A 24,158-nucleotide genomic window follows, 5' to 3' on the forward strand; every position below is an offset into this window, starting at 1 on the left:
TGGCCGCTGAGCCCGCTGATTCGTTCGCTCCGCTCACTCATGAGTGCAGGCTAGCGTGTGCGTACCCGGACCTGTCTGCGCAGCAGGGCCGCGGCCAGCAGCGATGCGATCAAGGAGCCGAGCAGCACCGCGCCCTTGACCCTGGCCTGCTGCTCTCCGTAGTCGAAGGCCAGCTCCGCGATGAGCAGGCTGACCGTGAAACCGCAGCCGGTGACCACCGCGACGGCGGTCAGATCGCGCCAGTCGAGCGCCTCGGGCAGCTCGGCGAGCTTCGAGCGCACCGCCGCGGCCGTGCCGGCCAGCACGCCGACCGTCTTGCCGACGACCAGCCCGATCAGCACGCCGAGCGAAGCGCGGTCAGTGAAGATCGCGCCGAGCGCTCCGGCGCTGATCGCGATGCCCGCGGAGAAGAAGGCGAACAGCGGCACGCAGATCCCGGCGGAGATCGGCTGAAGCCGGTGTTCCAGCGCCTGGGCGGGCGATTCGTGCTCGCCGGGATCGGGCTTGACCCGGGTGAGCAGGCCGACGGCGACGCCCGCGATGGTGGCGTGCACCCCCGAGGCGTGCACCAGCGCCCAGGCGGCCAGCGCCAGCGGCACGTACAGCCACCAGCCGCGGAACCGGAACTGCTGGAGCAGGGCGTACACCACCAGCACCGCGGCCGCGCCGAGTAGCGGCAGGAAGGCCACGTGCTCGGTGAAGACCAGGGCTATCAGCAGGATGGCCCCGAGGTCGTCGACGATCGCCAGGGACAGCAGGAAGACCCGCAGGCTGGGTGGCAGGTCCCGGGCGCAGATGGCGAGCACGGCCAGCGCGAAGGCGATGTCGGTGGCGACCGGCACCGCCCAGGCGTCGGCCCCGCCGGGCGCGCCGAACGCGATCAGGAAGCAGAGCAGCGCGGGCACGACCATGCCGCCGATCGCGCCGGCGATGGGCAGCGCGGCCTGCCGGGGGCTGCGCAACTCGCCGACGACCAGTTCGCGTTTGAGTTCCAGCCCGGCGACCACGAAGAAGACGGTGAGCAGGCCGTCCTGGGCCCACTGGGCGACCGACAGGTTGAGGTGCAGCGACTGCGGCCCGAAGGTGTACGCGCTGAGCCGCTGGTAGGCGTCGGCCAGCGGCGAGTTCGCGATGATCAGGGCCAGCGCGGTGGCCCCGAGCAGCACCAGGCCGCCGATCTGCTCGGTGCGCAGGAAACGCACCACCTCGGCGGCGGCGCTGCGGGCGGCCTGGGCACGACGGCGCTGCATCCGCTTCACACGCGGGCTGGACTTCGGCCGTGTCCGGCTGTCTCCCATGATCCGGATACTACGGTTCCCACCAGGCGCGCACCGGAAGGTTGGCCGCGAAGGAGTCGCCGGTGCACCGGGGCCGGCGGCTTTCGCGCTGGCGCGCCGGGCAGCGGGTGCGGCAGAGTGGCCGGGCATGAACACCCCCTTGACCGTGGTCGACGTCAGCGGCACCCCCGAGAAGATGGGCACGGCGTACGGCCGGGCCGCCGCCGAGCTGATCAACCTGAACGTGTCGGCCTACCTCGACCGGTTCTCCCGGGCCGCCGGGCTGGACCTGGCAGCGGTGACCGCGCAGGGCGCGGCGTTCCGCGCGACGACGCTGGGCCACTTTCCGCGACTCGCGGCGATGCTCGACGGGGTGGCCCGGGGCGCGTCGGTCGCCGTTGAGCTGATCTACGCAGTCAACGCCCGCTCCGAGCTGCTCTACGGCGCGCCGACCTGCGGCACACCCGGAGCGTCCGGGACCGCAGCCGGTGACCGGGGGGAGTGCACCAGCCTGGGCGTGCTCGGGTCGCGCAGTGAAGGCGGGCGCACCCTGCTCGCGCAGAACTGGGACTGGCACCCCGGACACCGGGACCTCAACCTCCTGCTGATCACCCGGGACGAACGCGGCCACGAGGTGATCACCCTGACCGAGGCGGGCATGCTGGCCAAGACCGGGCTCAACTCGGCCGGGGTCGGGGTCTGCGTCAACCTGCTCGGCTGCGACCGGGACGGCCGGCCCGGCGGGGTGCCGTACCACGTGCTGCTGCGGTCGGTGCTGGAGGCGGACTCGCTGTCGTGGGCGATCCGCAACGCGATGCGGGCACCGCGGTCGGCGTCCATCAACCTGCTGATCGGCCAGGCATATCCGGGCGGCGGCGAGCTGATCGACCTGGAGCTGGCACCGGGCGACGCGGGCTGGCTGCACCCGGTGGACGGGGTGCTGGTGCACGCCAATCACTTCGAGACGGGCCTGCCGGTGTACGACACGATCAAGGACTGGGGCGGTTCGTCGCTGTTCCGCTCGGCGCGTGCCCGCCGGTTGCTGGACGCGGTGCCGAACCCGCTGACTCCGGCTGATCTCCGGGCGGTGCTGCAGGACCATCACAGCCATCCGGTGGCCATCTGTCGCCATGCCGACGCCCGGGACGCGGAGGACGATCGCTCGGAGACGATCTGGACCGTTTTCATGGATTTGGATGACCGGTTCATCCGCCTTGTTCCCGGACCGCCCTGTACAGGCGGAGAGGGCACCACATACTCCCTCTGATGTGGACAGCGGAATATCCCGTGGCGCAGGGTGATGACATCGACTTGCACATATGCAAGGCTGCTTTCACATATTGACGAACCCGGGCCCCCTGGCTCACCCCTGCCTGGCGCTGCCTGGACTCGTCTCCGCCAAGGGAGGGAGGACCCTTTGCGAATCCACAGAATCGGCAGCGCGGTCGGGATCGCGGCGGCGCTGGTGGCCGGCAGCCTCGCGGGAGCGCCCGCGAACGGAGCGCCTGCGAACGGCGTGCCGCAGCCGGCCGCCCGCGTCACGGAGCCGGCCGGTGCCGGCCGGGCGGACAACCTGCCCAACCCGCTGAACAAACAGCGGCAGGACACCCTGAAGCAGGCCATCGCCGACGTGGTGTCGGGCAAGGCCAAGCCGGTCCAGCGCAACGGCTCCGAGGTCGTGCAGGTCGGCAAGGGCAAGTGGGCCGAGCTGAAGAAGAAGGCCGACAAGGTCGATCCGATCCTCACCATCCTGGTGGAGTTCGGCGACCAGGTCGGTCCGGACGGCACGGCCGGCACGCCCGGCCCGCTGCGCAACCTGATCCCGCAGCCCGACCGGGCCAACGACAACTCCACGTACTGGGCGCCGGACTTCAACCGGGCCCACTTCGAGAAGATGATCAATGGTCCGGGCGAGTCGATGGCCGACTTCTACTACAAGCAGTCCGGCGGCAAGTACTCGGTCAAGGGCGACGTCACCGACTGGGTGAAGGTGCCCTACAACGAGGCCCGGTACGGCTACAACTGGGACGAGGTGCCGAACCCCAACGGCTACGACGACACCGACACGGCCTGGCCGTTCATCGAGGACACCCTCACCGCGTGGTACGACTCGCAGCGTGCGGCCGGCAAGTCGAGCGCCGACATCGCCGCCTACCTGTCCAAGTTCGACGTCTGGGACCGGTACGACCACGACGAGGACGGCAACTTCAACGAGCCGGATGGCTACATCGACCACTTCCAGGCGATCCACGCCGGGGAGGGCGAGGAGGCCGGGGGCGGCGCGCAAGGGCCTGACGCCATCTGGTCGCACCGCTGGTACGTGAACCAGACCGAGGAGGGCACCACCGGCCCGGCGAACAACAAACTGGGCGGCGCCCCGATCGGCGACACGGGCTTCTGGGTCGGCGACTACACCACCGAACCGGAGAACGGCGGCCTCGGCGTCTTCGTCCACGAGTACGGCCACGATCTGGGCCTGCCCGACCTGTACGACACGAACGGCGGCGACAACGGCACCGGCTTCTGGACCGTCATGTCGGGCGGCTCCTGGCTCAACAAGGGTCTGGACAGCATCGGCACCTCGCCGGGCTACATGGGCCCGTGGGAGAAGCTGTTCCTCGGCTGGCTGGACTACAAGGTCGTCGAGGACGGCAAGACCAAGCTCGTCTCGCTCGGTTCGGCGGCGACCCCGGAGGGCCTGCCGCAGGCGGTCCTCGTGCCGCTGCCCGACCAGACGGCGACCACGCAGTGGAACACCCCGTTCGGCGGCAGCTGGGAGTGGTGGACCGGCAGTGGTGACGACCTGCGCAACACCCTGCGCCGCAGGCTCGACCTGACCGGGGCCACCACGGCCACGCTGACGGCGAAGGCGGAGTACGACATCGAGCAGGGCTACGACTGGCTCTACGGCGAGATCAGCGCCGACAACGGCGCGAGCTGGCAGAAGATCAAGTCACCCGGCCTCGGTGGCACCAGCGCGTGGACCGACCTGAGCTACGACCTCACTCCGTGGCTCGGCAAGGTGGTCGACTTCCGGTTCCGCTACCAGACCGACGGCGGCGTGGCCGGCAAGGGTGCCTTCCTGGACGACATCAAGCTGGTCACCGACGGCCCGAACGGGTTCGTCGACGATGTCGAGGCCGGCGAGGGCGCGTGGACGGCGAAGGGCTTCCTGCGTATCAACGGCAGCCACACCGCTGTCTACCCGCGCTACTACCTGGCCGAATACCGTACGTACACCGGTTACGACAAGAACCTCAAGACCGGTCCGTACCAGTTCGGCTGGGCCAACACGAAGCCCGACTGGGTCGAGCGGTTCCCGTTCCAGGACGGCCTGCTGGTCTGGTACGTGAACTACCGCTACGGCAACAACAACACCTCGGGCACGGACCGCGCGGGCACCGGCCTGGTGCTTCCGGTCGACGCCCGTCCCGCGCCGGTCTCGTGGCTGGGGGTGACCTGCGGCGGCGGCGGCAACCCGGACGGCCTGTGCAAGCTGACCAACCGCCGGCAGCCGTGGGACGCCGTATTCGGCCTGCAGAAGACCGACGCGGTGACGTTCCACCGCAACGGCGTGCCGGTGACGGTGCCGGCGAGCAACGGCATCCCGACGTTCGACGACTCCGACCCGAACCGCTACTGGTCGGCGTCGAACCCGTGGGGCTCGGTCAAGGTGGCCGGCAACGGCGTCAAGATCTCGGTCTGGCTGGAGCTCACCGGTCCCGCACCGGTGATGCTGCTCCAGGTCAAGAACTGACCCATCGCGTATCGCCGAAGGGGCCCACCCGTTGGGGTGGGCCCCTTTCTGTGCGCGTGTCGTTACCGATTGTTTGTCGAACCGGACAGTCGCCTCATTCGAACCCTCCTATTGTATGGAAATAATTCAATTCCACGGGGAGGAAACACGTGAAACGACTGCGAAGTCGTGGGCTGCTCGCTGCCCTCGGGACGCGAAGTACCGCACGGCGATCGACCTGTGGCGGCCGGAGTCGGCGGTGCGCCTGGCCGACACCGACGGCAACGCCGCGACGGTGGCGGACCCGGCGTGGCAGCCGCTGTCGGCGACCGCGAGCGGGGTGCACTTCAGCCCGCCGTTCCCGGCGTACATCTCCGGCCACGCGACGTTCGCCGGAGCCTGGGCGGGTGTCATGCGGGCCTACCTCGGCACCGACGCGGTCACCTGGACGGCGACCACGGAGGACCCGCACGCGGTGGGTGTGGTCCGCGCGTTCACCAGCATCTCGGCGGCCGCCACGGAGAACGCGCTCAGCCGGATCTACCTGGGCGTGCACTACCGGTTCGACGCCGACTTCGGGTTGGCGACCGGGGACAGCGTGGCGGACCACGTGTACACGCACGAGCTCACCCAGTGGCAGGAGCACGGCCTGTACTCCGACATGTCCGCCTGCCGCGGTGCCGGCGCCGCGCTGGTGTCGGCGGGTGCCTACGAGGAGTACATGTGCTTGGAGGCCGCCAATGAGACGGCGGTGCTGAACGTGCGCTGACGGTCGACGAAGAAGGGGCCACCGGCGTGATGCCGGTGGCCCCTTTTGTTCAGTGTTGCCGGGATCAGCCGTTCGCCGCCGTGACCTGCACGTAGGCGTAGGCGTTGTCGTGCGTCGCCCACAGCAGCGTCAGCTTGACGCCGTTGGCCACCGCCGCGTCACCGGGGTTGCCGGTGCCGAGGATGGTGAACCCGAGGTCGGTGCCGTAGACGTCGGTCGCGGGCGTGCCGTCGGGGTTGACGATCCGGGTGGTGTACGGCGCGTTGCCTGCCGACGGGATGACGACGGAAGCGTCGGCGTCCCGGTAGAACAGGCTGCCGTCACGCAGCTCGAGGCCCGGCACCCAGCCCTTGGCGTCGGTGAAGGAAGCGACACCCTTCTGCGCCTTGAACTTGGTGCAGTACTCGACGAACGGCTCCGCCGCGACCTCGAGGCACTCCTTGAAGGGGTACGTCGCGTGCAGCGTGAACGCCGCGTTCGACGACTGCGGCCGGCCCTGCAGGTTCTTCAGGGTCGACGTGTCCTTCGTGGCCGCGACGCCGGAACGGCGGAACGGGTCGTAGTGCGAGTCCACCAGCAGCAGGCCGCCCTTGGCGCCGACGCTCGGCAGCGCCGTCAGGTTGGCCGTCACGTGGTTGGTGCTGCCGAAGGTGGTGTCCCGGTACCACAGGAGCATGCCGGGCGCGTTGTACTTGATCTTCTCGACCTTCCAGGCGCCGTCGCGCTGGTAGGTGCTGTCGTAGGCGTACTGCAGGCCCTTGTCGAACCCGTCGAAGTTACGCCACTCGGCCAGGTAGTAGTGGGCCTTCACCGAGGTGCCGGTGTCGATCCGCCAGGTGCCGCCGGTCGTGTCGGTCCAGGTGCCGCCGGTCGCGGTCCAGCCGTTCGCACCGCTCTCGACGTCGTCGCTCCAGGTGGTGCTGCCGCCGCCGGTGACCGAGAAGTCATCGGAGAACCAGCCGCGCTCCTGGAAGGCCGCGTCGGTCGCCTGGCGCAGGCGGACCTGCACCGTGGTGCCCGCGTACGCCGACAGGTCGACGTAGTCGTGACGCCAGCCGTGGCTGTCGCCGGTCAGGCCGTAGCGGTTCTGGAACGTGTGCATGTTGCCGTTGGGGTCGGCGTAACCGTCGTCCGTGGACACCAGGTTGCCGGCCTCATCGTAGATCTTGAGGTCGGTCCAGGTGTTGCCGCCGTCGGTCGAGACCTCGACGAAGCCGTAGTCCCAGTCCTCTTCGATGACGTAGTTGTTCCACATCCAGAACTTCGCGTCGGCCGCATTGGGCACGTCCACCGAACGCGAGATCTTGATGTCGGCCCAGTCCTGCTCAGCACCCGCGTACCACATGTTGGCACCGCTGTGGGCGGTGGCCAGCGTGATGGTCTTCGGCGGCAGGTCGATCTTGATGCCGTCCTGGGTGCCGACAGGCGTGCGCGAGGTCTGGCCCAGCTTCACGTTCTGCGTACCCGCTCCGGGGCTGATGACCTGCGGGTCGGCCCAGCCGAGCACCCACTTGTCCCAGATGCCCATGTGGGTCGGCATCGACTGGAAGATCGGTCCCGAGTGCGAACCCGAGGACATGAGGTCCCAGAAGTCGATGCCGGACTCGCCGGCGCCGGAGGTGTCGTACAGGTCCGGCAGACCGAGGTCGTGGCCGTACTCGTGGGCGAACACGCCCACGCCCGAGTCCTCGGGCTGCACGATGTAGTTGGAGATCTTCAGGTTGGTACCCGGGATCGAGTAACCGCCGGCCACGGCCGAGGAGTGCGCCCAGATGGCGTAGGTGCCCTGGGCACCGCCGCCGCCGGACTTGTCCTCACCCGCGTGCACCAGCACCAGGTGGTCGATGACGCCGTCCGGCTCGTAGAAGTTGCCGTCGCCGTCCCGGTCGCCCTGGTCCTCGATGTCGTAGTCAGCCCAGGGGAAGTTCGGCTGAGCGGCGGCGAGGGCGGTGACCGCGTCCATCGCCATCTGCTGCGGGCCGAGCGGGTTGTCCGGGTGACCGTTCATCGACTGGATCGCCGGCATCTGCCAGGCGCCGTTCTCGTCCTGGTAGCAGGTCGTCGCGGCGTACCAGCCCTCAGAGTGCGGCAGGGTGATCCACGGGGTCGCCTCGCCCTCGACGGTGTAGGCGCCCTTCGACATCTCCAGGTACATGTTGCGCATGGTCAGACCGGTGAGGTCGATGCCCTTTTTGCCGTCCGGGCCCTTGAGGTCCGTGCGCACGCGCTCGGTGATGCCCTTCGAGGTGTAGAGCATCTTGTTGTAGTGGTCCTGGTTGAAATCCTTGACCCACATCGAGTTGTTGTCCAGGTGGGACATCGTCGCGGGGTTCGGGATGCCGTTGTGCAGCGGACCGTTCTGGACGGTGCCCGGAACGCAGGTCCGGTCAGCGTCCGTCGACGACGTCACCATCTCGCCGGTGAAGTCGTCGTTGGCGTTCGGGTTGTACTCGACCAGCATCGTCAGCAGCTTGGCGACCTGGGTGGTCGGCGCCTGCTTGATCTTGCGAGGGCTCTTGCGCTCCTTGATGGACTTCGCTTCGAGCTTCGCCAGCTGGTGCGCGGTGAGCGGGTTGCCGGCCGCGTGCTTCTTGTCGAAGGCACGGGTCTTGTCTTCCTTGGCACCGTAGACGCCGCCCGCGCCCTTGGTCTCCTTGCCCGTGGTGTCCGGCTGGATCGCGGGCTCGGCGTAGTTGATGTAGAACTCGCTCGGGCTGATCACGGCTGTCGGACCCGCGGCGGCGGTGGCCGCTGTGGGTGCGGTCAGCCCGACAGCTGCCAGTGCCAGCGCAGGAACGGCGGCTAGTAGCCGCCGTCTCCGCTGCGCATGGATGGCGTGCTTCATGGTCACTCCATTCCTCGGGGTGTCCGCCCAGGCAGGGGGTGCCGGGGCGGTAACAGGTGGAGACGAGAGGCGTGAAAGCCTGCCCTCCCACGCCATACGCGGCTTCACGTGGCGGATGGAGTTCTGCGACTCACGTGAAGCAAGCACTTCACAATCGCAAATGAATGCAGTACGACGCATGGTCCGGACATCGGATCGCTTCGCATCAAACGGATGATGTTTGTTGTCCCATTACGACATGCGGACATCAGCCGAACGGTGGATGTGGTTGTAGGGTGCCCGCGACCCGAATGTCATCGACCGTATGTCAGCCGTTGGCTGACCTGCCATGGAAGACGAAGAGGGCGACCCGCCGGATGCGGGTCGCCCTCTTCGTCGATGGTGCGAAGGTGCGGTGTGCGGTCAGCCGTTCGCGGGCGTGACGTGCACGGTGGCGTACGAGTTGTCCTTCGCGGCGCGCACGATCGTGATCGTCACGCCGTAGGACACGCCCTGGTCGCCCGGGTTACCGGTGCCCAGCACGGTGAACCCGAGGTCGAGGCCGTAGACGCCGGTCGCGGGCGTGCCGTCGGGGTTGACGATCCGGGTGGTGTACGGCGCGTTGCCCACCGACGGGATGACGACGGAGGCGTCGACGTCCCGGTGGAACAGGCTGCTGCCGCGCAGTTCGAGGCCCGGCACCCAGCCCTTGGCGTCGGTGAACGTCGCCACGCCCGGCTGCGCCCCGAAGGACGTGCAGTACTCGCTGAACGGCTCGCCGTTCGCCTCCAGGCACTCCTGGAACGGGTACGTCGCGTGCAGCGTGAACGCCGCGTTCGACGACTGCGGCCGACCCTGCAGGTTCTTCAGCGTGGACGGGTCCTTCGTGGCCGCGACGCCGCTGCGGCGGAACGGGTCGAAGTGCGAGTCCACGATGAGCAGACCGCCCTTGGCGCCGGTGCTCGGCATCGCGGTCACGGCAGCCGTCACCGCGTTGCTGCTGCCGAACGTGGTGTCGCGGTACCACACCAGCATGCCGGGCGCGTTGTACTTGACCTTCTCGACCTTCCACGCGCCGTCACGCAGGTAGGTGCTGTCGTAGGCGTACTGCAGGCCCTTGTCGAACCCGTCGTAGTTGCGCCACTCGGCCAGGTAGTAGTGGGCCTTCACCGAGGTGCCGGTGTCGATCCGCCAGCCGGGGCCGGTGGTGTCGACCCAGGTGCCGCCGGTCGCGGTCCAGCCCGCGGTGCCGTTCTCGACGTCGTCGCTCCAGGTGGTGCTGCCGCCGCCGGTGACCGAGAAATCGTCGGAGAACCAGCCGCGCTCCTGTGCGGCGGCGTCGGTCGCCTGGCGCAGGCGGACCTGCACCGTGGTGCCCGCGTACGCCGACAGGTCGACGTAGTCGTGACGCCAGCCGTGGCTGTCGCCGGTCAGGCCATAGCGGTTCTGGAACGTCGCCATGTTGCCGTTCGGGTCCGAGTAGCCGTCATCGGTGGACACCAGGTTGCCGGCCTCGTCGTAGATCTTGAGGTCGGTCCAGGTGTTGCCGCCGTCGGTCGAGACCTCGACGAAGCCGAAGTCCCAGTCCTCCTCGATGACGTAGTTGTTCCACATCCAGAACTTCGCGTCGGCCGCGGCGGGAACCGCCACCTCGCGTGCGATCTTGATGTCGGCCCAGTCCTGGTCGGTGCCGGCGTACCACATGTTGGCCCCGCTGTGCGCGGTCGCCAGTGTGATGGTCTTCGGCGGCAGGTCGATCTTGATGCCGTCCTTGGTGCCCTTCGGCGTGCGCGAGGTCTGGCCCAGTTGCACGTCGCGGTCCGACGCACCGGGCGCGAGGACCAGCGGGTCCGCCCAGCCGAGCACCCACTTGTCCCACAGGCCCATGTGCGTCGGCATCGCCTGGAAGATCGGGCCCGAGTGCGAACCCGAGGACATCAGGTCCCAGAAGTCGATGTCCGACTCACCGGCGCCGGAGGTGTCGTACAGGTCCGGCAGACCGAGGTCGTGGCCGTACTCGTGGGCGAAGACGCCCACGCCCGAGTCCTCGGGCTGCACGATGTAGTTCGACACCTTCAGGTTCGTGCCGGGGATGGTGTAGCCACCCGCGACCGCGGACGAGTGCGCCCAGATGGCGTATGCGCCCTGCGCACCGCCGCCGCCGGACTTGTCCTCACCCGCGTGCACCATGACCAGGTGGTCGATGACGCCGTCCGGCTCGTAGAAGTTGCCGTCGCCGTCCCGGTCGCCCTGGTCCTCGATGTCGTAGTCGGCCCACGGGAAGTTCGGCTGGGCCGCGGCGAGCGCGTCCACCGCGTCCATGGCCATCTTCTGCGCGCCCAGCGGGTTGTCCGGGTGGCCGTTCATCGACTGGATGGCCGGCATCTGCCAGGCGCCGTTCTCGTCCTGGAAGCAACGCGTCGCGCCGTACCAGGCCTCCGAGTGGGGCAGCGTGATCCACGGGGTCGCCTCGCCCTCGACGGTGTAGGCGCCCTTCGACATCTCCAGGTACATGTTGCGCATGGTCAGACCGGACAGGTCGATGCCCGGCTTGCCGTCCGGACCGGTGAGGTCGGGGCGGACGCGCTCGGTGATGCCCGTCGAGGTGTAGAGCATCTTGTTGTAGTGGTCCTGGTTGAAGTCCGCCACCCACATGGAGTTGTTGTCCGGGTGGGACAGCGTCGCCGGGTTGGGGATGGTGTTGTTCGTCGGACCGTTCTGGATGTTGCCGAGGCCGCAGGAGCGGTCGGCGTCGGTCGTGTTGGTCACCATGACGTTGGAGAAGTCGTCGTTGGCGGTGGTGCTGTACTCGACCAGCATCGTTAGCAGCCGGGCGACCTGGGTGGTCGGCGCCTGCTTGAGATTGCGCGGGTTCTTGCCGGTCTTGATGGACTTCGCCTCGAGCTTGGCAAGCTGGTGAGCGGTGAGCGGGTTGCCGTTGGCGTGCTTGCGGTCGAAGGCGCGCGTCTTGTCGGCCGCGCTGCCGTAGATGCCGTTGGCGCCCTTGGTCTCCTTGCCCGTGGTGTCCGGCTGAACAGCGGGCTCGGCGTAGTTGATGTAGAACTCGCTGGGGCTGATCACGGCCGGTGCGGCAACGGCATTCGCCGTTCCCGGGCCGTACAGCCCGACAGCGGCCAGTGCCAGCGCGGGGACCGCGGCGAATAGCCGACGTCTCCTTCGCGCATGGATGGCGTGCTTCATGGTCACTCCATTCCTCGGGGGTCTCCGCCGCGGGCGTAGAGCGCCGTAGCGGTAGCAGGTGGAGACGAGAGGCATGGGAGCCTGCCCTCCCACGCCGACGCGGCTTCACGCGGCTGGTGGAGGTTGCGGCTCACGTGAAGCAAGCACTTCACAATCGCAAATGAAGGCACTGCCAGGCATGGCCCGGACATCGGAGGCCACCGTGGCACCCGACGGCGGCGGCGTGACACGGCGGCGTCACGTGTCGACGCCGAGCATCAGCCGATCAGTGGATCCCGCAGATGATTCGGCGTGCGCGTGCGGCATTTGGAGCTCGACAGCCGGAAGGGGTGGCCCGCTCTCGCGGGTCACCCCTTCCGGCCGGTCAGCGTCGGCCTGCCGTCAGCCGCACTTCATGCAGCCCGGCGGAACGGGACCGCCCGTCTCGACGCTCAGGTCGGTGACGGCCGGCACGTCGACCCGTGGCGAGTCGGTCGGCAGCGGGCCGCCGATCACCGGCAACACGCCGGCCTCGGCCGGGACCCAGTCCACGGAGACGCAGGCCATGCGAGTGGTCTCGTTCGCGATCACACAGACGGCCTGGACGTCGGGGTAGATCCGGATGAAGTTCGCGTAGTCCATCGCGAGCGAGTTGCTGTAGGCGTACGGGAAACCCTCACCGCTGCCGTAGCCGTTGCCGTACATGGCCAGCGCGTAGGCGTAAGGCGTGTCGGCCGCGCGGCAGGTGGTGATGGCACCGTGGAGTTCCGCCCAGTAGACGTCCACGCCCTCGGTGGTCGTGTGAGCCCGCGCGTAGGTGATGGAGGCGGTGCTGGCGGTGCCATCGGAGCAGCTCAGCCACTTGTAGTAGGTGACCTTGTATGGTGGCGGGCCGCTGCCGGCGGCGGCGGGCGTCGTCCCGGCGACGGCCGTGGCCAGCGCCACCAGGGTCAGGGCGATGGTGCGGAGGCTACTTCTCACTGGTGTTACTCCCCGTTGGTCTGTTGCGCTTCCTTCTGCCCAGCCGGTGCCTGCGACGCTGCTTCGGCGCCGAGCCGTAGGCCCAACTGGAATCGGTTCGTCACCGCGTACCTGTCCATGAGGCCGGACAGGGTGTAGGCGATGGTGCGGACGCTGATGTCGAGGTTCGAGGCGATGGCAACGTCGGTGTAGCCCATCGCGAGCATCACCACGACGGTGTTCTCGCGGGGGGTGAGGCCCGCCGGCGGTGTCCAGAAGCGGGCCGGTTCCGTGGCGCGGGCCCACTGCTGGAAGAAGAGGGAGACGAGGTCGGCGACCACGTCCGGTGCGGTGATCTCCCACATGCCGCGTGCCCTGTTCCCGGGATCGATCCGGACGAAGGCGGTGGCGCGGTCGACGATCAGCAGCTTGCCCGGCACCTCCGACAGTTCCCGGTACTCCAGGCCGTGGCCGCGCATCTCCTCGTCGTGCCAGTCCGATTCGTCCTCGGCAGAGGCGGGCACACCGAGACAGCGCATCACGACGCCGCGTGCCATGGACTGGCGCTCCATCGGTGCCGCCGCCCTGACCTGGGCAGTGCTGAAGGCCGGCTCCGGATTGATGCCCAGGTTCTCGTGGCGCTCCGTCGCGGAGACCTCCGCGAGCCGTTCCATGGTCTGTTCCACGCCCTCCAGCGGGCGGGCACCGCCGGCCAGGATGCGTGCCGGATCGGGCACGAGGCTCGGGTACGACGCCCGGACCAGGCGATGGTGCAGCCGTTCCCGGGCGAGCGCGGCGCGGTGGTGCCGGTCGCGAAGCAACGACAGCACCTGCGCGGGAGGGCGGCTGGACCACAGGCGGTCGTCGCCGGCCCGGCCGCCCGACGGCGGACCGTCCGGCACGGCCGCGTTCAGCTCGGCCAGCTCGTCGAGAGCCGCACGCACCTGCCGCGGCCGCATCTCCAGGGAGCGGCTGATGCTGTCCACCGGCCAGGGGCCGAAAGCGATGAGGGTGCGGTACACGAGATCCGCGTGCGGCGAGACGCCCCACTTCATCAGTGAGGGCACAACGTGCGTATCGAGCATGCCGGCCTCCCCGCGAGCCCCCGTGCCTGCACGATCCGTTCCCGACCGTACATGAGCAAGGTAGACAGTCGGCACAACCTCTACCAGGGCCGACCAGCCGATTGCAGATTCATGCAACGGCGACTATTGATCTTGGGGATCGGGCCGTCCGGCTCTAGATTCAGTGGCACGACCTCCGCTATCGGCGGAGACGGGTTGCCACGAGGCCCGGCACGTCGGCGGTGGGGGCACCGCGCGACGGATCGGTCTCCGCGGCGCGGGCACGTGCGTGCGCACCGGGCGGTTCACCGCTCGGCGGGTACGGGGGACCACGTACCGGCGACGGCGAAAGGGGCGGCCATCGGCCCGCTGCCGGTGGCCGCCCCTTCGATGGTGGCGCGGCGGGGATGTCCGCTCACTCGTCCTCCGGTTCTGCCGGGCCGTCAGGGTCGTCAGCCTGCGCCGATTCCGCACCGAGCCGCAGCCCCAACTGGAACCGGTTCGTCACCCCGTATCTGTCCATGAGTGCGGACAGCGTGTAGGCGATGGTGCGCACGCTGAGGTCGAGCTGAGCTGCGATCGTGGCGTCGGTGTGGCCGGCAGCCAGCAACGCCACGATGCTGCGTTCGCGGGGAGTGAGGGGCATGGCTGGCGTCCAATCGCGCTGCCGGCGGGCGCCTCCCGACCGGACATGAGCAACTTAGACAGGCCTTCGACCGCAGAACAGGGTTGCGCATGCCGTTGCAGGTTTGCGCAATCCTCGCCGGTGTCATTCGCTGCGGGCCTGCGATGCCGCTTCGGCGCCCAGCCGCACGCCGAGCTGGAAACGGTTGGTGACGTCGTACCTGTCCATGAGCCCGGACACGGTGTAGGCGATGGTGCGCACGCTGAGGTCCAGCCTGCTGGCGACCGCAGTGTCGGTGAGGCCCTTGGCCAGCAGCATCACGATGGTGCGCTCGCGGAGGGTGAGGCCCGGCGGCGGCGTCCAACTGCGGCCCGGTTCCACGGCCTGCGCCCAGTGGTGCAGGAAGAACGCCCTCAGTTCGGCGACCAGACGCGGCTCGGTGATCTCCCATGCGCCGCGTTCGCTCTCGGCGGGCGCGGGCGGAATGTAGACCGTCCGGCGATCGAAGATGTTGAACTTGCCAGGCACCTCGGGCAGTTCGCGGTACTCCATGCCGTAGCCGATCATCTCGTCGTCGTACCACTCCGACTCGTCCTCCGCCGAGGCCGGCACACCCAGACTCAGCGCGGCCACCCCGCGCGACATGATCCGGCGGCTGGCAGGTGCGGCCTGCTTGACGGTGGCGTTGTCAATGGCGGGCTCCGGGATCATGGCGATGTTCTCGTGCCAGATGGTTTCCACCAGATCCGCGTACCTGAGCCGGGACACGGCCCGGTTGGGGAACCGGTGGACACCCTCGCCTGTGAAGCGGGCGACGTCGGCCATGATGCTCGGCAGCGATACCCGGATGAGGCGAGAGTTCATCCGGTGCCTGGCCAGCATCGCGTCGCGCTCCCGGTTCCGCAACCGGGCCAGCACGTGCGCGGGCTCGCGGGCGGCCCAGACCCGCAGGTCGTCGTCGGCGCGCTGGGACACAGCCGCGCCCAGGGCGACCAGCTCGTCGAGCGCGCCTCGCACCTGCCGGGCCTTCATCTCCAGCGATCGGCTGAGGTGGTCCGTGGACCAGGGTCCGAAGGCGAGGAGGGTGCGGTAGACGATGTCTGCCTGTGGCGAGACGCCCCACTTCATCAGTGACGGCACGAACGGCACGTGGAGCATGGCGGCCTCCCCCGGTAGCCAGGCCGATGGCGGTGGTTCCGTTCGGCCAATAGCAACTTAGACAGGCGGAGCACTCTGCGACAGTGTCGGATCGCCACGAAAAGGGGCGGTCACCGGTGGACACCGGTGACCGCCCCTGTGCTCAGGCAGGGTCAGTCCTCGTCGGACTTGCTGGACTGCATACCCGCGGAGATCAGGTTCATCACCGCGGAGTCCTGCAGCGTGGTGACGTCGCCGAGCGAGCGGTTCTCCGCCACGTCGCGCAGCAGTCGCCGCATGATCTTGCCGGAGCGGGTCTTCGGCAGCTCGGTCACCAGCATGATCTGGCGCGGCTTGCAGATCGGGCCCAGCGTCTTGGCGACGTGGTCACGCAGTTCCGGCACGCCGACCTCGGCCCCGCCCTTGAGGATGACGAAGGCGACGATGGCCTGGCCGGTGGTCGGGTCGGTCGCGCCGACGACCGCCGCCTCCGCCACCGCCGGGTGGGCGACCAGCGCCGATTCCACCTCGGTGGTGGAGATGTTGTGGCCGGACACCAGCATCACGTCGTCGACCCGGCCGAGCAGCCAGATCGCCCCGTCCTCGTCGCGCTTGGCACCGTCGCCGGCGAAGTAGAAGCCCTGCTCGGCGAAGCGCGACCAGTACGTCTCGACGAAGCGCTTGTCGTCGCCCCAGATGGTGCGCAGCATCGACGGCCACGGGCCGGTCAGCGCCAGGTAACCGCCGCCGCCGTTGCCCACGATCGAGCCGTCGTCGGCGACGACCTCGGCCTTGATGCCCGGCAGCGGGCCCATCGCCGAACCCGGCTTGCAGTCGGTCACGCCCGGCAGCGGCGAGATCATGATGGCCCCGGTCTCGGTCTGCCACCAGGTGTCCACGATCGGGCACCGGTTGCCGCCGATGTGCTCGCGGTACCACATCCACGCCTCGGGGTTGATCGGCTCGCCGACCGAGCCGAGCAGCCGCAGCGAGCTGAGGTCGAACTGCGCCGGGATGTCGTCGCCCCACTTGGCGAACGTGCGGATCGCGGTGGGTGCGGTGTAGAGGATCGTGACGCGGTACTTCTCCACGAGTTCCCAGAACCGGCCGCGGTGCGGGGTGTCCGGGGTGCCCTCGTACATGACCTGGGTGGCGCCGTTGGAGAGCGGGCCGTACACGATGTAGCTGTGCCCGGTGACCCAGCCGATGTCGGCGGTGCACCAGTAGACGTCGGTCTCCGGCTTCAGGTCGAACACCGCGTGGTGGGTGTACGAGGCCTGGGTCAGGTAACCGCCGGTGGTGTGCAGGATGCCCTTCGGCTTCGCGGTCGTGCCGGAGGTGTACAGGATGAACAGCGGGTGCTCGGCGTCGAACGGCTGCGCCTCGTGCTCGGGGCTGGCGTTGCCGACGGCGTCGTGCCACCACACGTCACGGCTGTCGTCCCAGGCGACGTCCTGCCCGGTGCGGCGCACCACGAGGACCTTCTCGACGGTCGGGCACTCGGCCACGGACTCGTCGACGGTCGGCTTGAGCGCGCTCGGCGCGCCGCGGCGGTAGCCGCCGTCGGCGGTGATGACGACCTTGGCGCTGGCGTCCTGGATGCGGCCGCCGAGCGCGTCCTTGCTGAAGCCGCCGAACACCACCGAGTGCGTCGCGCCGATGCGGGCGCAGGCCAGCATCGCGACGGCCGCCTCGGGGATCATCGGCATGTAGATCGCGACCCGGTCGCCCGCGTTCACCCCGAGCTCGGTCAGCGCGTTGGCCGCGCGGCACACCTCGGCGTGCAGGTCCGCGTACGTGATGGTGCGGGTGTCGCCCGGCTCGCCCTCCCAGTGGATGGCGACCCGGTCGCCCAGGCCGTTGGCCAGGTGCCGGTCCAGGCAGTTGTACGCGATGTTGAGCTGACCGCCGACGAACCACTTCGCGAACGGCGGGTTGGACCAGTCCAGTACCTCGTCCCACGGCCGGGCCCAGTCGAGCCGCTTGGCCTGGGTCTCCCAGAACGCCAGCCGGTCGGCGTCGGCCTGCGCGTAAGCCTCGGCGGTGACGTTCGCGTGCGCGGCGATCTCCGCCGGCGGGGGGAACCGGCGCGACTCGTGCAGCAGGTTTTCGAGGGTCTCGCTCACTACAGCGCCTCCCTAGGGGTGATGGTCATGCCATGTGACCTGGGTCTCCGGGTGATGTTACGGCCCGATGACCAACCTTTACAGTAAGGGTCCCTAACTATTTTGCCCGGCTGATCTCCACCGGGCTTCGTTACGCTCTGGCTGTGACTATGGATCCGCTGGCACCGCTGTTGAAACTGGCCGACGTCGAATCTGCGGTGAATGGCGCACGCGCTGCGGTGGACGGTGCCTACAAGCACCGCGCGTTGCGGCGGCAGGGGGGCGCGGTCGCCGCCGAGATCAGCCTGCGCTGTGCGGTCGCCAGCGCCGCGCTGGAAGGCCACCGGTACGAGCTGAGCGACGTCCGCGGCGGCACCGTGCTGGACGCGGTGCTGCAAGGGGCGCTGCGTGTCGCCGAGGCACTGCCCACCCTGCACCAGCACTGGCATGGCGCGCCGCGGCAGGTGCTCGCGAAACTGCACCTGCTGGCCGGGACCGGGGTGCTGCCCGACGCCACGCTGGGCAAGCCGACCGCGGACAGCGCCGCGCGGCTGGACACCCTGCTGGAGATCGTTTCTGCCCAGGCGGGCAACCCGCTGGTCCGCGCGGCCGTCGTGCACGGCGAGCTGCTGGCGATCCAGTCGTTCCCCGGCGTGAACGGGATCGTGGCCCGGGCCGCGGCCCGGCTCACCCTGGTCGGCAGCGGCTTCGACCCGCGCGGCCTGGTCGCCGTGGAACTGGCCCACCTCGCCCGCGAACCCGAGTACATCGGCGCCGCCGGGGCCTTCGCCACCGGCACCCCCGACGGCCTGCGCTCCTGGCTGCGCCACTACGCCACTGCGGTAGAGCAGGGCTGCGCGGAGATCGCCGTAGTCGGCGACGCGGTCCTGGCCGCCGTGGGCTGACAGTATGGATGGCGCCGCACTGTTCGCGGCGCCATCGCGTACTTCCTGCCGGGTTACCAGGCGTGCACCTCTTAGCAACCGCCCTCAGTGGACCCGAAGATCACACCGGGACTTTGCCTTCACGACGGCTAGATCGCGCGTGGGTGCCCGGAGGCCGTACCCGAAAGCCGGCTTCTGCCAGCTACTTCCAGCTGCAGAATGCTTCCGTAACCACTTTTCTACGCCCGTTCGGCGGTGATGGCCAGGCTTCGCGCCCAATGTGTGACTGATGGGGCTGTTGTGGCAGCCAAATCACCCGTCAGAGGGCAGAAGCCGCGGCACGGGCGCGTTTGCGGCGGCCGTACCACGCGATGCCGATGGCGACGCCGACTCCGATGCCGAGCGCGGCCGCGACCGGGACTGCCGGGCGGTTGCGCAGCCGGCGGCCCAGCGGGACCGGGTGCCGGAATTCCAGCACCGGCCAGCGCCGCTCGTTGGCCTCGCGGCGCAGCGCCTTGTCCGGGTTGACCGCGCTGGGGTGGCCGACGGCGGCGAGCAGCGGGATGTCGGAGATGGAGTCCGAGTAGGCGTAGCACTCGCCGAGGTCGTATCCGCGCTCGGCGGCGAGCTTGCGCACCGCCTCGACCTTGGCCCCGCCCGCGGCGTAGAACTCGATCTCGCCGGTGTACTGGCCTTCGGCGACCTTCATCCGGGTGGCGATGACGTCGGTGACGCCGAGCTGCGCGCCGATGGGCTGCACCATCTCCTCGCCGGAGGCCGACACCAGCACGATGTCGCGGCCGGCCGCCTGGTGCTCCTCGATGAGGGTCGCCGCCTCGGCGTAGATGTACGGGTCGATCAGCTCGTGCAGCGTCTCGTTGACGATCTGGCGGACCTGGTCCACCCGCCAGCCCTTGACCAGCTCGGCCATGTAGTCGCGGGTGCGCACCATGGCCTGGTCGTCGGCACCGCCGCGCTTGAACATGAACTGGGCGAACGCGGTCTTAACGACGTCACGTTTAGTGATCAGGCCGTCACGATAGAACGGTCTGCCGAATGCCAGCGCGCTCGAAGTCGCGATGACGGTCTTGTCCAGGTCGAAAAACGCGGCGCTGCGGCCCACGGTCGGAAAGTGTAGCCGGGTGCTCGCGGCGGTGGTGTCCGCCCGTCCGTCGGATAGCGGCAGTCGCTCGTACGAGGGGGCGCAGGTATGTGCGCAATCGCTGGTTACTGAGCGGCGAATCAGTGATTGCGCAGCGTAGGATCTTGGGTTCATCTACGGCGTGTCGGCGCGTGTCGGCCCCGACCCCTCTCGACGGCGCGCCGTCAAGTCAGGCATGCTTTCGCAACAGCCCTCAGCGGGTGCCACCCCCCCCGCAGCCGCTGAGCGGGCTCCGGCTCACCATCCCCCCTGAGAGCCGGACCCCAGGACGACCCCCGTCTCCCCGGACGGGGGTCGTCGTCATCTGCGCCCCGGCGGTCACGGGCTGCCGGTTCACCCACCGCGCGGGTCGGCCGCATAACAGATCGACATGATGATCGGCGCACTGTCCACAAGCGCCTGTCCGTCCACAGGCGGCCGATCCGATCGCTGGTCCGGCACCGCCCCGCCCGCGCACAGTGCCGGGCATGACCCGTCCGTTCGCCCCGCCCGCGGCCCCTCGCACCCTGCTGGTGACCGCCGACGCCGACCTGCTCGACGACCTGCTGCGGCTGGGCTCAGCCGCGGGCGCCGAGGTCGAGGTCGCCCACGACCTGTCCGCGGCGCGCCTGCGCTACGGGCCCGCCCCGCTGGTGCTGATCGGCGGCGACATGGTGCCCGGCTGCCTGCGCGCCCGGTTGCCACGCCGGGCCGGGGTCGTCGTGGTCTGCCGCGACAGCACCGACTCCCGGCCGTGGGACTACGCCCAGCCGCTCGGGGCCGAACACGTCGCGCTGCTGCCCGCGGCCGAGTCGTGGCTCGTCGAACGGCTCGCCGGAATCGGCCGCGCCCCGGCCGCCGGCACCGGACGGGTGCTGGCCGTGCTCGGCGGGCGCGGCGGAGCCGGAGCCAGCGTGCTGGCCGCAGGACTGGCCGTCACCGCGTGCCGCACCCGGCTGCGCACCCTGCTCGTCGACGCGGACCCGCTCGGCGGCGGCGCCGACCTGCTGCTGGGCTGGGAGGAACTGCGCGGGCTGCGCTGGCCCCAGCTCGCCAGGGCCAGCGGCCCCGTCGACCCGGCCGCGTTCGTCGACGCCCTGCCGAGCCGCGGCGACCTCGTGGTGCTCTCCTGCGCCCGCGACATCCCCGACGAGGACACCCCGATCTCCCCGGCGCTGCCGCCCGACGCCATGGCCGCCGCACTCGACGCCGGCCGGCGCGGCCGCGACCTGGTCGTCGTCGACCTGCCCCGCCGCCTCGACGACGCCGCGGCCGTCGTGCTCCAGGCCGCCGACCGGGTGCTGCTCGTCGTGCCCGCCGAGCTGCGCGCCGCCGCGGCGGCGGCCCGGGTGGTCGACGTCGTGTCGGCGTACCGGCGCGAGCTGTCCGTGGTCGTCCGCGGCCCGGCACCCGGCCGGCTGGGCCCTGACGACCTGGCCCGGGCGCTCGGCCTGCCGCTGGCCGGGATGCTGCCACCGGAGCCGCGCCTGGCCGCCGCGCTCGAACGCGGCCACGCCCCGGGCAGCGCACGCCGCGGTCCCCTGGCCACCCTGTGCGGCCGCCTGATCCGCGAAGTCATGGCATGAGCGAGCGCAGTGAGGAGAGGTCATGAGCGAGCTGGTCGGGGCCGGGCCGTTGGGTCCGCTGCTGGCTGCGCCCGAAGTGACCGACGTACTGGTCAACGGGGTGCAGGTGTGGACGGATCGGGGATCCGGGCTGGTCCGTGAACCGTTCACCATGCCGTCGGTCGACGCCGTGCGACGGCTCGCACAGCGGCTCGCGGCGGCGTGCGGGCGGCGGCTCGACGACGGGCAGCCGTACGTCGACGCGCGGCTGGCCGACGGGACGCGCCTGCACGCGGTGCTGCCACCGGTGGCGACCGCCGGGCCGTACCTGTCATTGCGCACGTTCCGGCAGCGGCCGATGGCGCTGGCGGACCTCGTCCCACCGGACACGGCCCGGCTGCTGTCCGCGATCGTCGCGGCCCGGCTGACCTTCCTGATCTCCGGCGGCACCGGATCGGGCAAGACCACGCTGCTCGGGGCGATGCTCGCCGCGGTGCCCGGCCGGGAACGCATCGTGCTGGTGGAGGACTCGGCCGAGCTGCGTCCCGCGCACCCGCACGTCGTCACGTTGCAGGCGCGCACCTCCAATGTGGAGGGCGCGGGCGTGGTCGGCCTCGCCGAGCTGGTGCGCCAGGCCCTGCGGATGCGCCCGGACCGGCTGGTGGTGGGTGAGTGTCGGGGTGCGGAGGTGGTGGATCTGCTGGCCGCGCTCAACACCGGCCACGAGGGCAGCGCCGGAACGTTGCACGCCAACGCCCCCGCGGACGTGCCCGCGCGGCTGGAGGCGCTCGGGCTGCTCGGTGGTCTGCCCCGCCCCGCACTGCACGCGCAGGTCGCCGCGGCCATCCGGGTGCTGCTGCATCTGCGGCGTACGCCGTCGGGCCGAATGCTCGACGAGGTCTGCCTGCTCACCGCGGACGGCCCGGAACGGTTGGTGGCGGCCCGGCCGGTCTGGCGGCGCGACGGCGGCGTGCTGCCCGCGGCCGCCGAACTCGGCGCACTGCTGCGCGCCCGCGACGTCCCCCCGCCGACCTGGCTGGAGGCGCGATGAGCACCGCCAACACGGCCACCGCACGACTGCGCGGTCTCGTCGGCCCTGCTCTGACCTCCGCCACGCGGCGTCGCCTGGCACGGGCCACCGGGCGTCCGCAGCGCGACGGTTCCCGCACGACGGCCGGCGCGGGCTGGACCTTGTCGCTGCTCCGCACGCGGGGCGTCGCGGCGGTCGCCGGTGTGGGTTCGTGGCTGCTGCTGGACTCGTCGGTGGGTGGGCTGATCGCGGCCGGGTACACCCTGCTCGCGCTGCGGATGTGGCGCGAGCAGCGGTCCGCCGGGCGCGACGCGGGACACCGGCAGCGGGCCCTCGACCTGCTCTGCGCATCCGCGGCGGAACTGCGGGCCGGCGGCGCGGGCACAGTGCTGCTGCTGCCGGACGACGAGCTGGACCGAGCCGTGCATGCGGCGCAGCGACTCGCCGCGAGCACCGGTGCGCCCCTGGCCGACCTGCTGGAACGGCTGGAGGCGCAGTGCCGCGCCGCCGACCGGGCCGACGCCGCCGCCCACGCCCAGGCGGCCGGTGCGCAACTGACCGCGGTGCTGCTCGCCGCGCTGCCGATCGGCGGCATCGGGCTCGGTCACCTGATCGGCGTCGACGCGCTGCGGATCCTGCTGCACACGCCGACCGGTGTCGCCTGCGCCTGCGGAGCCGCTGTGCTGCAGGCGGCCGGGCTCGCCTGGACCCGCCGGTTGCTGCGGCCCGGGGCACGTTCGGCCGTGGACCGGGCCGTCGGACGGTTCACGGCCCGCAAACGGCTGAGCCGCCTGCCGCTGCGGCAGTCCGCGGAGCAGTCGAGCGGGCGTACCCCCTGGTTGTTGGGGACGGTGGCGGGCGGTGCGGTGATCGCGCTGCTGCCGTCCCTCGCCGGTGGCGTGCTGGGTGTCGTCGTCGCGGGCGGGACCGTGGCCGTGCTGCGGCGGAGGGAGCCCGCGGCCGTGCGTGCGGAGCGGGAGCGGGCGCTGGCCGACCTGCCCTGGGCCGTGGATCTGATCGGCACCGCACTGCGCTCCGGAGCCCCGCTAGACCACGCCGTGCGCAGCGTCGGCGCGGCACTGGACGGGCCGCTCGGCATCCGGCTGCAGCGGATCGGTCGATCCCTGCGCCTGGGAGCGACCGCGGCCGAAGCCTGGTCGCACCTGGCTGAGCTGCCACCGGCCGGCCGCCTCGTGGCGGCGGTGGAACGCAGCTCCGCCAATGGATCAGCGCTGGCCGGCGCACTGCACCGGTGCGCCGACGACCTGCGCGCCGACACCGCGGTACGCCGCCAGGCCGGGGCACAACGCGCCGGTGTCCTGATCGTCCTCCCGCTCGGGCTGTGCTTCCTGCCCGCCTTCGTACTCGCCGGCCTGGTGCCGGTGGTCCTCGCCGTGCTCGGCGAGGTGCTCTGACCCGCCACGAAAGGAGATCGTCATGCCCCGACAGAGGCCACTGCGAAGGGAGGTCCCGCCCGTGGACGCCACGGTCCTGACGCCGATCCGCCCGCCCGTTCCCGCGCCCGCCCGGCTGCGCGACGTCGATGCCGACGCCGCCGCGATCCTCGCGGAGTCGGTGGGCCCCGCCCGGCGGCCGGTGCCCGACGCCGGTATGAACACCGCTGAGTACGCCGTCGGCACCCTGGCCGCCGTCGCTTTCGCCGGACTGCTGCTCAAGGTGCTGACCAGCGACGGCGTGCAGGCGGCGCTGTCCGGCGTGATCCAACGGGCCCTCGGGTGAGCCGAACGGACCGGGGTAGCGCCACCGCCGAGCTGGCGGGGGGGCGACCCCCCCGGGGGGGGCAGGGGGTGACCGGCACCGGCGCGCGGTGGGCAGTGCGGGGGGGGGGGGAAGAGAGTTA

General features: G+C 70.3%; 15 protein-coding genes and 2 pseudogenes. 8 read left to right on the forward strand and 9 right to left on the reverse strand.

The features are described from left to right. Window positions 1-50: 50 nt before the first annotated feature. Window positions 51-1,298 (reverse strand): Na+/H+ antiporter NhaA, encoded by a 1,248-nt coding sequence (gene nhaA / locus AB0B66_RS28265; RefSeq protein WP_360535608.1) that lies wholly within the window; start codon window positions 1,296-1,298, stop codon window positions 51-53. Window positions 1,299-1,425: 127 nt separating this feature from the next. Here nhaA and AB0B66_RS28270 point away from each other — a divergent pair, with 127 nt between their 5' ends. The 3 genes from AB0B66_RS28270 (at window position 1,426) to AB0B66_RS28280 (ending at window position 5,782) form a co-directional block, all read left to right on the forward strand. Continuing rightward, complete coding sequence (locus AB0B66_RS28270; RefSeq protein ID WP_360535610.1) at window positions 1,426-2,544, forward strand: C45 family peptidase; 1,119 nt, start codon at window positions 1,426-1,428, stop codon at window positions 2,542-2,544. Window positions 2,545-2,694: 150 nt separating this feature from the next. Next, window positions 2,695-5,034: an immune inhibitor A domain-containing protein gene (locus AB0B66_RS28275; RefSeq protein ID WP_360535612.1), complete on the forward strand. Its 2,340-nt coding sequence runs from the start codon at window positions 2,695-2,697 to the stop codon at window positions 5,032-5,034. Window positions 5,035-5,272: 238 nt separating this feature from the next. Next, the gene (locus tag AB0B66_RS28280; protein WP_360535614.1) at window positions 5,273-5,782 is read left to right on the forward strand and encodes a vanadium-dependent haloperoxidase; all 510 of its coding nucleotides are present in this window, start codon (window positions 5,273-5,275) and stop codon (window positions 5,780-5,782) included. 64 nt (window positions 5,783-5,846) lie between these two features. Here the strand turns inward: AB0B66_RS28280 and AB0B66_RS28285 are convergent, their stop codons facing one another. The 7 genes from AB0B66_RS28285 to acs all read right to left on the reverse strand — a co-directional run bounded on the left by AB0B66_RS28285 (window position 5,847) and on the right by acs (window position 17,698). Continuing rightward, window positions 5,847-8,627: an immune inhibitor A domain-containing protein gene (locus AB0B66_RS28285; RefSeq protein ID WP_360535616.1), complete on the reverse strand. Its 2,781-nt coding sequence runs from the start codon at window positions 8,625-8,627 to the stop codon at window positions 5,847-5,849. 402 nt (window positions 8,628-9,029) lie between these two features. Next, a complete protein-coding gene (locus AB0B66_RS28290; RefSeq protein ID WP_360535618.1) occupies window positions 9,030-11,807 on the reverse strand; it encodes an immune inhibitor A domain-containing protein in 2,778 nt (925 codons plus the stop codon). A 381-nt stretch (window positions 11,808-12,188) separates the two neighbouring features. Further along, window positions 12,189-12,767: a hypothetical protein gene (locus AB0B66_RS28295; protein WP_360535620.1), complete on the reverse strand. Its 579-nt coding sequence runs from the start codon at window positions 12,765-12,767 to the stop codon at window positions 12,189-12,191. Between the two features lie 5 nt (window positions 12,768-12,772). After that, window positions 12,773-13,831: a helix-turn-helix transcriptional regulator gene (locus AB0B66_RS28300; RefSeq protein WP_360535622.1), complete on the reverse strand. Its 1,059-nt coding sequence runs from the start codon at window positions 13,829-13,831 to the stop codon at window positions 12,773-12,775. 394 nt (window positions 13,832-14,225) lie between these two features. Beyond that, a complete protein-coding gene (locus AB0B66_RS28305; RefSeq protein ID WP_360535624.1) occupies window positions 14,226-14,456 on the reverse strand; it encodes a helix-turn-helix transcriptional regulator in 231 nt (76 codons plus the stop codon). Between the two features lie 123 nt (window positions 14,457-14,579). Then, complete coding sequence (locus AB0B66_RS28310; protein WP_360535625.1) at window positions 14,580-15,593, reverse strand: helix-turn-helix transcriptional regulator; 1,014 nt, start codon at window positions 15,591-15,593, stop codon at window positions 14,580-14,582. 152 nt (window positions 15,594-15,745) lie between these two features. Next, window positions 15,746-17,698 (reverse strand): acetate--CoA ligase, encoded by a 1,953-nt coding sequence (gene acs / locus AB0B66_RS28315; protein ID WP_360535627.1) that lies wholly within the window; start codon window positions 17,696-17,698, stop codon window positions 15,746-15,748. Window positions 17,699-17,841: 143 nt separating this feature from the next. On the opposite strand from acs, the gene AB0B66_RS28320 reads away from it, so the two are divergent. Next, window positions 17,842-18,582 carry an oxidoreductase gene (locus AB0B66_RS28320; RefSeq protein ID WP_360535629.1) on the forward strand — a complete coding sequence of 247 codons (741 nt, stop codon included), beginning with the start codon at window positions 17,842-17,844 and terminating at the stop codon, window positions 18,580-18,582. Window positions 18,583-18,880: 298 nt separating this feature from the next. Here the strand turns inward: AB0B66_RS28320 and AB0B66_RS28325 are convergent, their stop codons facing one another. Continuing rightward, entirely contained in the window at window positions 18,881-19,684 is an 804-nt protein-coding gene (locus AB0B66_RS28325; protein ID WP_360535631.1) for an HAD-IB family hydrolase, read from the reverse strand. A 551-nt stretch (window positions 19,685-20,235) separates the two neighbouring features. Between AB0B66_RS28325 and ssd the strand changes: the two genes are divergently transcribed. From ssd to AB0B66_RS28345, 4 genes and pseudogenes are all read left to right on the forward strand, one after another. Further along, the gene (gene ssd, locus AB0B66_RS28330; RefSeq protein WP_360535645.1) at window positions 20,236-21,288 is read left to right on the forward strand and encodes a septum site-determining protein Ssd; all 1,053 of its coding nucleotides are present in this window, start codon (window positions 20,236-20,238) and stop codon (window positions 21,286-21,288) included. Between the two features lie 28 nt (window positions 21,289-21,316). Continuing rightward, window positions 21,317-22,318: pseudogene (locus AB0B66_RS28335) on the forward strand (TadA family conjugal transfer-associated ATPase); the annotation flags it as partial. Window positions 22,319-23,232: 914 nt separating this feature from the next. Next, window positions 23,233-23,712: pseudogene (locus AB0B66_RS28340) on the forward strand (type II secretion system F family protein); the annotation flags it as partial. A gap of 160 nt (window positions 23,713-23,872) precedes the next feature. Next, complete coding sequence (locus AB0B66_RS28345; protein ID WP_360535647.1) at window positions 23,873-24,037, forward strand: DUF4244 domain-containing protein; 165 nt, start codon at window positions 23,873-23,875, stop codon at window positions 24,035-24,037. Window positions 24,038-24,158 lie beyond the last annotated feature (121 nt).

Source organism: Catellatospora sp. NPDC049111 (assembly GCF_040648615.1).
Classification (GTDB): domain Bacteria; phylum Actinomycetota; class Actinomycetes; order Mycobacteriales; family Micromonosporaceae; genus Catellatospora; species Catellatospora aurea.